Origin of the sequence: Marinimicrobium alkaliphilum (assembly GCF_003259155.1) — a bacterium.
Lineage (GTDB): Bacteria > Pseudomonadota > Gammaproteobacteria > Pseudomonadales > Cellvibrionaceae > Marinimicrobium_A > Marinimicrobium_A alkaliphilum.
The window spans coordinates 1-12928 of the sequence record NZ_QGMQ01000002.1; the positions used below are offsets into that span (position 1 = coordinate 1).

Below are 12928 nucleotides of genomic sequence, written 5' to 3' on the forward strand. Positions count from 1 at the left end.
CAAAGTGGTACAGGTCTAGTCGGCTGCATTGGTTTGTTAAATGCTTACTCTACCGTATGAAATTGAACCAATCTACCATCCAGATTTATTCTTAGGTGATAGTGGTCCCCATTGTAAGGAACGGCCATTTTCCCATGCCTTGTAAAATCGCTAGTTGGACTTGATGCTAGGTATATTCCGATTTCGGACTCTACTTGATGAAGCACTTTTTCAATTAGATTTTTAAGATCATTCGCTTTATACGAAAATGGTGTTTTTTGTTTAAAGTCTCCGATTTGATAATCTTTCAAGTGTCGAAGCGCAATATGTATATAGGAATCAATATCCCAATATACTTGATTTTTACCATGCAAAAGAATTGATGGCGAAAAGGCTTCGGAAGCCTCAAATATACCCTCAAGGACTGACTTGTCTTTATCTCCAAGATGCTCTGATATTCCAGCACGACTCAACTCTTTCAGCACCTTGTTGAGTCTCTCCATAGACAAAATACTTTTGACCTCGGAATAGCTTTTTTTGTCAACTTCACTTATCGAGTTACGTCTCTCTTTGACTTTATAGAGGCTTAACCAGATATTTAGGTTAGTTATTAGATCTTCTTCAGTAAATCCGAATTCTTCAAGAACTCTAGAATCAATGCTTCCATTATTGAAGGCCAAGGTTATGCCAATCAGCTGTTCTTTTTCATAATGAGCAAGCTCAACGCCTGAGTTATGTTTCGAGACCAGATGATTTTGATTTAGAACATCAACGTCAATGCCACCACAATCCACTTCAATCTCAATTATGTCAGGAACTTTCTTTTCGCCTGTCTCATAAGTTTCCGAATCCTTCCTGTATGGTAAGAAAGATATAGACTCAATATCTTCGATGTTAATCCCTTGGTATTTCAAATCACCTTTCTTTGCTTCACTGAGCTCTCCCTCAGGGCTATCGATGCGGATCTTTTTCCTAAGAATCTCTTGCTTCGTATGAAAAGACTCCTCTAGAGAATTTAGTGCTTTTCTATCATAGAAAATGACACCTAAAACCGATCCACCAAATTCATGATATGACTGACTTCCTTCCCGTAGTTCGAAAGTCGTCATAAATTGACGTTTCCCGACCATTTCATAAAGATCTTGATAGTGAAATTTCGTACCAGAGACTTCCACACTGGGTAGACCAAGGTCTCTATAGTCGATGATCTTATAATCATTTCTCATGACGAATTTGGGCATTTAACGCCGCTCAGCACGCGCGGGTACGAAATGGAGGCGAAGCCGCAATGTAGTAGCCGTCGCCGTGACTGGCCTGGTTAAGTGTCACTGAACTCTCCGTAGCGCAAAAAATACAAGTTCTCTCCCGTGCCTTGCCGCCACGGAAGAGATCCATTCCGTTCGATCTTCTCTTGAAGCTGGAGGAGGGGTTCGCAGTCGGCAAGCACCTCTGTCAGAACCACGCTCGCACACTCCAAGTGATCATCAGTGGCGTCGTCAGTAAACACCGCATGAAAATGAAGAACACCATCTTCTATTCTGGCGTAAACGAAACGGAGAGTCGGTGGAACTTCTCCTATCAAGGCCTGCTGTATGCTCTTTGCTAGATCCATGCCTACGTGACCACTTAACATTATATTCAACGTCAAAGTGACGTGCTTAAGTACGTCACTTTGACGTATATCCCCAGCCCCGGCTAAAAAAGTCTTTTTATTTCAAATGTTTATCAGGGTTGACGTGTTTAAACGCGTCGGCCATATCGTTCATTGTTGACTTTTGCACGAGGCATCGCAATACCGTATGTACAACCATGGCTCCAGGGAGTTGATTCTATGGCGTCCCCGTTTTTGGATAGCGTAAGAAACGTCATTCGGAGTAAGTATTACAGTATTAAAACAGAACAAACCTATCTCTATTGGATCGTCGCCTATATTCGCTTTCACGGCAACAAACACCCGGACGAGTTGGGTGAGGCGGACATCCGAAACTATCTGACGCATCTGGCAGTGGCGGCTAATGTGGCCGCCAGTACACAGAAGACGGCTCTGAACGCCTTGGTCTTTCTCTATCGGCAGGTGCTCAACCGGGAACTGGGCGATTTCAGCGACTTCTATCGCGCGCGTGCACCGAAATAGTTGCCGACGGTGTTGGTCCGCGAGGGTAAGGGCAAGAAGTCCCGCATCGTTACTTTGTCTCCAGACCTTGTCTCACTGCTGGCGAAGCAGATTGATCTGGTGCGTAGCCTGTTTGAACGAGATTGCTCGGATCGTCAATGGGACGGGGTTTATTTGCCTTATGCGCTAAAGAGTCCTGCAGGCACGCTACCGCCCATAACGCAGCAAGTCGTCAGCGGCATCGGGGGCTGCGTCGGGGCAGGTTTATTGTGGTCTTACTATAACGGCGGGGAAGAGGATTGCAAGCGGGGGGAGGGGGGTGCCACCGGCGCTATTGGCCGGTGGCAGTCTTACAGGTTTTTAGGTAAGTAAGTACTTAGTCTTCATGTAGCTCGCTAAAGTACTCGCTCAGGACGCTTTCATCCACTACGGGCCAGCCATCTTGCCACTGCATTTCAGCAATTTTCAGCTTCTGGCGACCATTGTCGGCGGCTTCATAGGCGTGGAAGACCAGGTAGTCGACGCCGTCAAAGGTGTAGGCGCTGTTGTGGCCTACGCCGTAGTATTCGTCGTTGGGGCCAAGCACCAGAGTGCCGCCTTCCTGGTTCATGTCGACGCCGTCGCGGTCCAGGTAGGGGCCGCGGATATCCTGAGAGCGGCCCACTTTCATGCGGTAGGTGCTGTCTTCGCCGCGGCAGCACAGGCCGATGGAGATGAACAGGTAGTAGTAGTCACCCTTCTGGTAAATAAACGGGCCTTCGATTTCCGCCGGGCCGGCCTGGGCGTCGTCGATCAGAATGGAGCGTTCACGCTTGGCGATGGTGTGCCATTCCTGCGGTTCAGCCAGGTCGATCATATTGTCGTCCAGCTTCACCAGCTTCATGCCGCCCCAAAAGGAGCCAAAGGTCATCCACGGGGTGCCGTCTTCTTCAAAAGCCACGGCCGGGTCGATGGCGTTCCACATATCCCGATAGGGCACGGATTGCACCACAATGCCCTGATCAACCCATTCGTAGTCCGGGTGGTTGGGGTCGAGGGTGGTGTTGGTGGTCACGCCGATGCCGGAGGTGTTGCGGCCAAAGGCGGAGACTGAGTAATACAGGTACCAGGTGCCGTCGCGCTCGACAATGTCCGGCGCCCACAGGTGACCGTTAAATTCCGGGGCCACATCCCGCGCCCAATCCGGTTCGCCCGGGAATACCCGCCCGCCGCGACGCCAATTCTCCAGATCTTCTGACATGTAAAAGGTGATGCCGGGGCCGGTGCTGTACAAGTAGAAGGTGTCACCTTCTTTTGCCATGACCGGGTCGTGGGGGCTGACCTGGTTGTCTGCCTGGGCGCTGCAGGCGCTCATCAGGCTACCCAGGCCAAAAAACGCCAGTACTTTTATTAAAGACTTCATGTGTCGCTCCTACATCATATCGGGGTCGGGAGTGTTCTTTACAAAGGTTATTTCAGGGCATATTGTAATACAATATCACATTTCGTAAAATGCTTTTTTAATGTGCAAACCCTGATAACGACAACAGACACAAGAAGGTACCGACTATGAAACCTGCACTTTCCTCTATTCGCCAATGCGCCGGTGTGGCAGCGGCCGCATTGGGCCTGACGCTGGCGGCCTGCAGCGCGCCGGAGCCGGATGACGCCATCGTCGCGGGCGATCCGTCTACATTGCCGGCGTACAACGTCCCCCTGGTGGAGCACGGTGCTGATCCCTGGATCCACCGCACCGAAGACGGCCATTATTACTTCATCTCGACCGCCCCGGAATTTGACCGCATTGAGTTGATGGAGTCCGACACCCTCAATGGCTTTACGGATGCGGAGCCCAAGGTCATATGGGCGCGCCCGGATGAAGGCCCGATGGGCGGTCATGTCTGGGCGCCGGAGCTTCATCATATCGATGGCGTCTGGTATGTGCACGTGGCGCTGGGCGATGCGGATGCCCCGTTCCGTATCCGTATGCACGTGCTCTCCAACGATAACGCCGATCCGATGACTGATAACTGGGTTGAGGAGGGGCAGATTGAAACCCCCTGGGACGACTTTGCCCTGGATGCCACGACGTTTGTGCATAACGGTACCCAGTATCTGGTGTGGGCGCAGCGCGACCCCGACGGTCGGTACAACTCGGCTCTGTATATGGCAGAGATGCCGACCCCGACCACGATCAGCGATGACGTGATGCTGCTCACCGAGCCGGAATTTGACTGGGAGCATGTGGGCTACCACGTCAACGAGGGCGCGGCGGTGATCAAGCGCCACGGCCGCATCTTCATCACCTATTCTGCCAGCGCCACCGACCACAACTACGCCATGGGCCTGGTGTGGGCCAGTGACGATGCCGACCTGATGGATCCGGCGTCCTGGAAGAAATCCCCTGAACCGGTGTTCTACTCCAATGAATCGCTTGAGCGCTTTGGCCCAGGCCACAACGGCTTCACCCTGGCCGAGGATGGACAAACCGATCTGCTGGTGTACCATGCTCGCAGTTACAGGGAGTTGCAGGGCAGCCCGTTGACTGACCCCAACCGCAACGCCCGGGTGCGGGTGCTGGAGTGGGATGAGCACGGCTTCCCGGTGTTCCATCAGGACCGCGACGACAACTACCACCGCGACTCGAATTACATTCCCCTGCCGGGGCCCCAGACTCAACCGGATACGGACTCGAAAATGAATACCAAGCCTTTTGTGAGCAAAGCGCCTTTTGGCGAGCTGCCCGATGGCCGTGAGGTGACCCAGTTTACCCTCAATAACGGCAACGGCATGGAAGTGAAGCTGATCAACTACGGCGGCATTATCACCCACCTGTACGCCCCGGATCGCGACGGCAATATCGCCGACGTGGTGTTGGGTTACGACGATCTGCAATCCTATGTAGACGATAACCCCTATTTTGGTGCTCTGATTGGCCGCTTTGGCAATCGCATTGCCGGTGGCCGTTTTGAGCTGGATGGCGAGGTGTATCAGCTGGCCACTAACGATGGCGACAACCATTTGCACGGTGGTGAAGAGGGCTTTGACAAGAAGCTGTGGGATGCCAAGCTGGTCTCTGATGAGCGCGGTGTGGGCGTCGAGCTGTTTCTGCTGAGCGAAGACGGTGACCAGGGCTACCCAGGTAACCTGGAAGTGACGGCCACTTATATCCTGACGCCGGACAATGAGGTGCTAACCGAATTCCGCGCCGAGACCGATAAGGCCACCCCGGTCAACCTGACTCAGCATTCCTATTTCAACCTGGCGGGTGAGGGCGACGTGCTCGGGCATCTGCTGCAGATCAATGCCGACCACTACCTGCCGGTGGAAAACCTGATTCCCACCGGGGAGCTGGCGCCGGTGGCCGGCACGCCGTTTGATTTCACCAGTGCCAAGCCGATTGGCCAGGATATTCGCGCCGAGCATCCGCAACTGGAGCGCGTGGGTGGCGGTTTTGACCACAACTACGTGCTTGCCCGTGACGATCAGGACGGCATGTTTCTGGCGGCCCGGGCGCTGGAGCCCAACTCCGGTCGCGTACTCGAGGTGCTGACCGATGAGCCGGGCATTCAGTTCTACTCCGGTAACTTCCTCGATGGCGGTCAGCAGGGCAAGGGCCAGAGCTACGAGCTGTACAACGGCTTCTGCCTGGAGCCCCAGCACTTCCCGGATGCGCCTAATCAGGAGCACTTCCAGTCCACGATTCTGCGCCCGGGCGAGGTGTATGAAATGCGCATGAGCTTCCGCTTCAGCGTGGAGTAAATGCCGCTGGCTGTCGATCTCGGCAGCAGTCAAAAAACCCGGCAGAGTGCGTCTCTGTCGGGTTTTTTTGTGGCCACAACTATTACTTTTTGGTCTGTAAAGTTGTGTTTATAGGCGTATAAGAAATATAACTTCGCTGGACGCCCCGACCAACTGCCAGTAAACTCCTTCTAATAAATTATTATATTACAATATGAGTTTTGGCATGGCCTCCCGGGCCGTGTCGCTCGGACCACATAATTAACGTACTGATAACGAGGGTAATTATGAAAAAGACCAAAACAACCTTGGCCTCGCTGCGCGCGGGGCTGATCGGTTTGGCGGCGGCGGTGGCACTGACTACCGGTTGTGCCACCACCGGGCAGCCCGAGCAGGCAGCGGATGGCGCCGCCGCGGAGAGCACGGTCGAGCGCGGCGTGTTCACCAACCCCCTGTTTCCCAACGGTGCGGATCCCTGGCTGGAGTATTGGGACGGTAACTACTACCTGACCACCACCACCTGGACCTCTGAACTGGTCATGCGCAAATCGCCGACCCTGGCGGGCCTGGCTACGGCGACGCCGGTCAATGTCTGGTCCGATGACCACCCGGACCGCAACGCCAACTTCTGGGCCTTTGAGTTCCATCGCGTCGATGGCCCCAATGGCGTGCGCTGGTATGTGATGTACACCGCCGGGCGCGACGGTACCCTCGACTATCAGCATCTGAACGTGCTTGAAAGTGTGGGCGACGACCCGATGGGTCCCTACAAATACAAAGCCCCGATCATGCCCGATGTCTGGAACATCGATGGCACTTACCTCAAGCATAACGACCGCTTGTACCTGCTCTACTCCCAGTGGCAGGGCGACGAGCAACGCAACATCATCGTTGAGATGGACACCCCTTGGTCCATTAAAGAAGACTCGCCTCACACGGTTGTCACCAAGCCCGAGCTGGACTGGGAAATGAGTGGCCGCAAGGTGACCGAAGCGGCGCAGATCCTTCAGCGCGATGGTCGTACCTTCATGATTTACTCCGCCAGCTACTGCAACACGCCGGACTACAAGCTGGGCATGATGGAGCTGGTCGGTGACGATCCGCTGCTGGCCGAGAGCTGGAAGAAATTCCCCGAGCCGGTGTTTGAGCGCGGCAACGGTGTTTATGGCCCTGGTCACAACGGCTTCTTCCCGTCGCCGGACGGCACGGAAGACTGGCTGATTTACCACGGTAACTCCTCGGTTGAGCACGGTTGCAGCGCCACCCGCTCACTGCGCGCCCAGCGCTTTACCTGGAACGACGACGGCACCCCCGACTTTGGTGAGCCGCTGGCTGAAGGTGTCGAAGTTGACCCGCCCTCAGGCGAAGATGGCCCGCTGGTTACCCGTATCCAGGGTCAGTTCTTCCACCTGGTGAATGCCAGCAGTGGTCTGTGCATGGACATTGCTTCCAACCCGGAGCAGAGCCACGCGATTCAGAACGAGTGCCGTGCCACCAACGGCCAGTGGGTGATCGATCCGGTCAGTGACGGTTACTTCCGTCTGGCCAATGTTCACGACAGCCAGTTCCTGGAGATTGCCAACTGCAGCAGCGCCAACAATGCTCCGGCCCGTCAGGCGGCCTGGCGTAACAATGAATGTCAGGAGTGGAGTTTTGAGCCCGGTCAGGACGGTCATGTGGAAATCGTGAACCGTGCGTCCGGCAAGCCGCTGGCCATCTCCGGCTGTTCCTCGGCGCGTAACCAGCGTGTGTTGCAGCAGGACGGCGAGAGCTTCTGTAAAGACTGGACGCTGCAACCGGTGGGCGATGTGGCCATCATGAGCGAGCAGAGCGGTCGTGCGGTGACTGTGGCCGATTGTTCTACGGAGGACGGCGCCAACGTCCGTCAGGATGCCTGGGAATACGAGGCCTGTCAGACCTGGCAATTCAGCGCGACTGACAGCGGCTACTTCCACCTGAACCCGAGCCATGCCACCGACAAGTGCCTGGCCGTGGACAGCGAATCACCGGTACCGGGTGCCAACCTGGTGAGCACTGACTGTGACAACATCACCAGCCAGTGGAGCCTGGATATTCGTGAGGGCGGCGGTTCGGTGCTGACCAACCGCTACACCAATCAGGTGATGGATCTGGCCCACTGCGGTGTTGCCGACAAAACCAACCTGGCGCAAGGTCCGGACCTGGATACTCGCTGCCAGCGGTTCCACCTGCGCTCGTCCAACTAAGGGCGAGACCGGGCAGGGCGGCCAGTAAGCGACCCTGCGCAATGCGAAAAGCGGGCACCCTGGGTGCCCGCTTTTTTTTGGCAGTAACACACGCAATAACAATAAGTGAGTGACATGTGATGAAGAGTCAATATTGGTTAGCGCTGGCCTGGGTCAGCGTGTTGATAGGCTGCGGCAGCAGTGCTGACGGTCCGGCAACGGGCAATGATCAAGACCCCAGTGATGCGAGTACCAGCAGTGCGTCCAGTGCACCGCCCGCGAGCGCGTCCAACTTACCTTTTGAGGTCACGGCGGAACCGGTTGAAGGCGGCTTTTTCAATCCGCTTTACAGCAACGGTGCCGATCCCTGGCTGGAATACTTTGATGGCAATTATTATCTGACGACCACGACGTGGGGCTCACAGATTGTCATGCGCCGCTCGCCCACCCTGGCGGGACTGGCGGATGCCCGGCCGATTTACATCTGGTCCGACACCACACCGGACCGCGGATTTAATTTCTGGGCGTTTGAGTTTCACCGTCTGCAGGGCCCCGACGGGTATCGTTGGTATCTGATTTACTCCGCCGGTGTTCAAAATGATCTCGACGGTCAGAAACTGCGCGTGCTCGAAAGCGTCGGTGACGATCCCATGGGACCGTATGTGTATAAGGGCACGCCCATGCCGGACACCTGGAACATCGATGGCAGTTATCTGACCTACAACGATGATTTGTATTTGCTGTGGAGTGAATGGATTGGCCCCAATCAGACGGTACGTATTGCGCGCATGGAAAACCCCTGGACGATCACCGGCCCCAGGGTCACCATTTCCACGCCGACCTACACCTGGGAGCGCCAGGGTGATGCCCCGGTGAATGAAGGCCCGGTAATTATCGAGCGCGATGGCCGCACTTTCATGGCGTTTTCTGCCAGCCATTGTCACGGCCCGGAGTATAAACTGGGGGTAATGGAGTTGGTGGGTGACAATCCCGTAGATGCCAGCGCCTGGCACAAGTTTGACGAACCTTTCTTTGAACAGGCCAACGGTGTTTACGGGCCGGCCCATAACGGTTTTTTCACATCCCCGGACGGTACCGAGGACTGGATCGTTTACCACGGCCATCCTAACCCGGCGGGCGGTTGCGACGCCGGCCGGGCGGTGCGTGCGCAGCCCATTGGCTGGACCGATGAGGGACTGCCCTTTTTGGGGGAGCCCACGGGTACCGATATGGCCGTGCCACCGCCGTCGGGAGAGTTTGGCCCCACGACCGGGCGCATTCAGGGCCCGGTGTTTCAGATCGTCAACCACGGATTGGATCAATGCTTGAGCCTCGATGGTGAGGGCCAGGTGGCGCTGGGGGATTGTGCGAGCACACAGAGCGAGTGGGTGCTGGACGCTACCAATGATGGATACTATCGCCTGGGCCACGCTGCCACCGGCACCTTTCTCGGTGGCCCCGATTGCAGCGAGACGTCAGTCGCACTTGGCCCCTGGGTTAATCAGACTTGCCAGCGCTGGCAGTTGTCCCATCAGCGCCTGGCCTGGTATCACCTGATTGATCAGCACACCGGAGAGCCGCTGGTGTTGGGAGGGTGTGACGCTTCGTCGGACGGTGCTTGTCGGGAGTGGCGCGTGCAGCCGGCGCAGTCGGTTGCCCTGCTCAGTGCCAACAGTGCCAAGGCCGTCCAGGCGCAGGAGTGCAGTACGTCTGCTGGCGCCAACATCGAGCAGTGGCAGTGGACCGGCGAAGCCTGCCAGCGTTGGACTTTTTCCCATACCGACAACGGCTATCTGCACCTGAGTGCGGGGCATGCCGATGTGTGTCTGGCCGTCGCCGGTGCCAGTGGTGAGCTGGGAGCCAACAGTCTGCAGGCCGCCTGTACCGGCGAGCACAGCCAGTGGTGGCTGGACCCGCTGGCTGATGGCAGCTTTCGCCTACTGCCTCGTCACGCCCCCGACCGGGTATTGGACCTGGAAAACTGCCGGCTGGAAAACGGCACCAACATCGGTCAGTGGGAATGGCTCGATAACGATTGCCAGCGCTTTGTGTTGCGCGATCCTGGTGATTAACTCCGGAGCGGTAACCCTTTTGTTTCATTGACTTTAGTGGGCCGCTAGCCTACATTGCGCGCCAGATACAGGTGCCTGCTAACCCGACCTTTGGGTGGAGCAGGGTAAACGGGAAGACTGGAAATCCAGCGCTGCCCCCGCAACGGTGATCAAGGTGCTTTGCACCTTGTCAGCCCGATACCGGCCTGTATCGCGAACCTTGATGGAGCGGAGGGCTACCATCCGGCAATTCTTCTCGACCGTGCTGTTTCTGCGGACGCGTCGCTTTGCTTTTTCCTCCCTCGATCATCCCGTTTTCAAAGTATTGAAGGGTTGATTGTCGTGTTTAAAAAAACGTTACTTGCCACTGCTGTTCTGGCGACCAGTGCCTCTGTCGCCGCCCAAACCCCAAGCACCGAATCCCGTTTTGATCCGCTCACGCCTGAGCTGGAAACTTTTGTTGTTGTCGCCTCACGCACGGAAACACCCCAGCGCCAGCTCGGCTCGTCGGTGTCCGTACTGGATCAGGCGGACATTAAAGCCCTCGGTTATCCCGCGTTGGCCGATGTGCTGCGCACCTTGCCGTCGGTGGCGGTCACCAACAGCGGCGGTATGGGTAAAGCCAGCTCCCTGCGTGTGCGCGGCGAAGCCGGTTACCGCACCCTGGTACGGGTCGACGGCGTGGATGTGTCCGACCCCACCGGCACCCAGGCCGGCACCCAGATTCAGCACCTGCTCGCTGCCAATGTCGGCCGGGTGGAGTTGTTGCGTGGGCCGCAGGGCATGATGTACGGCGCCGATGCCGGCGGCGTGCTGGATATTACTACCGACAGCGTGCGCGACGGTGTGCGCGGCGGGCTCGATGCCGAGGCCGGGCGCTATAGCACGCAGGCCTTGTCCGGTTTCGTCGGCGCCGGTGATGCCCGTGGCGATGTGTTTGTCTCCGCCGCCCGTGTAAATTCGGATGGCTTTAACGCCCGCCTTTCAGACGAGAGCGGTGAAGCCGATGGTTACGAAAATACCACCGTACACGCGCGCGGCAGCCTCAATGTGAACGACGCCTGGCGTGCGCAACTGGTGGTGCGTGATACCGACGCTGAAAATGAATACGACAATTGCGGCTGGCCCGATACCACCAACGATTGCATCGGATTTTTCTCCCAGCGCAACGCCCGCGCCAGCGTCAGTCACGACCACGCGCAAGGCCAGAATACTTTGGCTTATTCACAAACCGATGTGGAGCGTACCGACTACGCCGCCGGCGTGGTGGACTATGACACCGAGGGCAAAATTGCCAAGTGGGAGTTGAACGGCAATGTACATTTCTCCCCCAGCGTCGCCTGGGTTTACGGCGTCGAGCAGCGCACCGACGAAGTGCTCGCGCATTCGCGCGATCAGTGGGGCGCCTACCTGGAATACCAGGGCGAGTATCAGAGCCGGTTGTTTGTCACCGCCGGTGTGCGCTACGACGACAACGATGACTTTGGGGATAACACCAGCTACCGGCTCAGCGCCGCCTACCTGATCGCCCAGCCGGGCGAGGGCACGGTCAAACTGAGATCCAGTGTCGGTACCGGCTTTCGCGCTCCGAGCCTGTTCGAAATAGATTACAACCGTCAGCAATTGGCGGCGGATCCCGAGTTGGCGCTGGCCGAACTGGGGCCGGAGGAAAGCCTGGGCGTTGAGTTGGGAATCGAGTACTTCACCGCTGCCGGTCTCAGACTGGAGGCTGTCGCCTTTGAGCAGCGTATCGAGGACGAGATCTACTTTGTCACCCTGGACTTTGATACCTTTGCCGGAGGCTACCGTCAGGGAGATCAGGAGAGCCGTTCGCGCGGTGTCGAGCTGATTGCCCAGGTACCGCTCACCGAAACCCTGTCGCTCAACACCAACTACACCTGGGTGGACACCGAGGCCGACGACGGCAACCCCCGCGCCCGTCAACCCGAGCACCTGGTCAACATCGGCTTGCGCTACACGCCGGTGCCGCGTCTGGGACTGTCCCTGAACTGGCGTCGGGCGCAGGCTCGCTATGAGCGGGGCAACCGCCTGGACGACTATCAGGTGCTGGACGCCAGCGCCCGCTATCAGCTCCAGGATCGCCTGGTGGTGTATGTGCGCGGGGAGAATATTCTGGACGAAGACTATATCGAAGTGCCCGGCTTCAACACCGCCGGAGCCGCAGCCTACGCCGGCGTCGAGCTGCGCTTTTAATCAACGGGGGACACGCTCATGAGCGAGACCGGAAACGAAGATCCCAAGGCCGCCCGCCACAAGGCGGCCATGGAAAAGCAAAAGGCCAAGGTCGATGCCCGCATCGCCGAGGCCGATACCGAACGCGGCATAGCCCTGCTGCTCACCGGCAAAGGCAAGGGCAAATCCAGCTCCGCCTTTGGCATGGTGATGCGCGCCCTGGCTTACGGCCAGAAAGTGGGCGTGATTCAGTTCATCAAAGGCGAGCAATTGTCCGGCGAAGAAATCTACGTGCGCGAACGCTGCCCGGAGGTAACGCTGTACCAGATGGGCACCGGCTTCACCTGGAACACCCAGGACCGCAGCGGCGATATCGCCGCCGCCGAGCGCACCTGGGAACAAGCCACGGCGCTGCTGACAGACGCCGACTACGACCTGGTGGTGCTGGACGAGCTGACCTATATGCTCGCCTACGACTACCTGGACGAGCAGCGGGTACTGGACGCCCTCGTCAACCGCCCGCCGCACCAGAGCGTGGTGGTGACCGGGCGCGGGGGTGGTAGCGCCCTGCAGGCGATCATGGACACCGTGTCCGAGGTCAAGGACGTCAAACACGCCTTTCGCGCCGGCATCAAGGCGCGCAAGGGCGTCGACTACTAGGCGCCGCT

General features: G+C 57.2%; 8 protein-coding genes and 1 riboswitch. Of the genes, 6 read left to right on the plus strand and 2 right to left on the minus strand.

The window, feature by feature from the left end:
* Positions 1 to 44: 44 nt before the first annotated feature.
* Positions 45 to 1220, minus strand: a complete 1176-nt coding sequence (locus DKW72_RS03420; protein ID WP_111640939.1) for a hypothetical protein — start codon at positions 1218 to 1220, stop codon at positions 45 to 47.
* Between the two features lie 590 nt (positions 1221 to 1810).
* On the opposite strand from DKW72_RS03420, the gene DKW72_RS03430 reads away from it, so the two are divergent.
* Positions 1811 to 2113, plus strand: coding sequence for a site-specific integrase (locus DKW72_RS03430; RefSeq protein ID WP_111640941.1), 303 nt, complete (start codon positions 1811 to 1813; stop codon positions 2111 to 2113).
* 355 nt (positions 2114 to 2468) lie between these two features.
* On the opposite strand, the gene DKW72_RS03440 is transcribed toward DKW72_RS03430, so the two are convergent.
* Positions 2469 to 3494 carry an arabinan endo-1,5-alpha-L-arabinosidase gene (locus DKW72_RS03440; RefSeq protein WP_111640943.1) on the minus strand — a complete coding sequence of 342 codons (1026 nt, stop codon included), beginning with the start codon at positions 3492 to 3494 and terminating at the stop codon, positions 2469 to 2471.
* 146 nt (positions 3495 to 3640) lie between these two features.
* On the opposite strand from DKW72_RS03440, the gene DKW72_RS16555 reads away from it, so the two are divergent.
* From DKW72_RS16555 to cobO, 5 genes are all read left to right on the plus strand, one after another.
* Positions 3641 to 5833 (plus strand): galactose-1-epimerase, encoded by a 2193-nt coding sequence (locus DKW72_RS16555; RefSeq protein ID WP_232522301.1) that lies wholly within the window; start codon positions 3641 to 3643, stop codon positions 5831 to 5833.
* Between the two features lie 266 nt (positions 5834 to 6099).
* Entirely contained in the window at positions 6100 to 8037 is a 1938-nt protein-coding gene (locus DKW72_RS03455) for a family 43 glycosylhydrolase (protein WP_111640944.1), read from the plus strand.
* Between the two features lie 119 nt (positions 8038 to 8156).
* A complete protein-coding gene (locus DKW72_RS03460) occupies positions 8157 to 10088 on the plus strand; it encodes a family 43 glycosylhydrolase (RefSeq protein WP_111640945.1) in 1932 nt (643 codons plus the stop codon).
* 52 nt (positions 10089 to 10140) lie between these two features.
* Positions 10141 to 10291, plus strand: a riboswitch (cobalamin riboswitch).
* Between the two features lie 118 nt (positions 10292 to 10409).
* Positions 10410 to 12281: a TonB-dependent receptor plug domain-containing protein gene (locus DKW72_RS03465; protein ID WP_111641326.1), complete on the plus strand. Its 1872-nt coding sequence runs from the start codon at positions 10410 to 10412 to the stop codon at positions 12279 to 12281.
* A gap of 18 nt (positions 12282 to 12299) precedes the next feature.
* Positions 12300 to 12920, plus strand: coding sequence for a cob(I)yrinic acid a,c-diamide adenosyltransferase (gene cobO / locus DKW72_RS03470; RefSeq protein WP_111640946.1), 621 nt, complete (start codon positions 12300 to 12302; stop codon positions 12918 to 12920).
* Positions 12921 to 12928 lie beyond the last annotated feature (8 nt).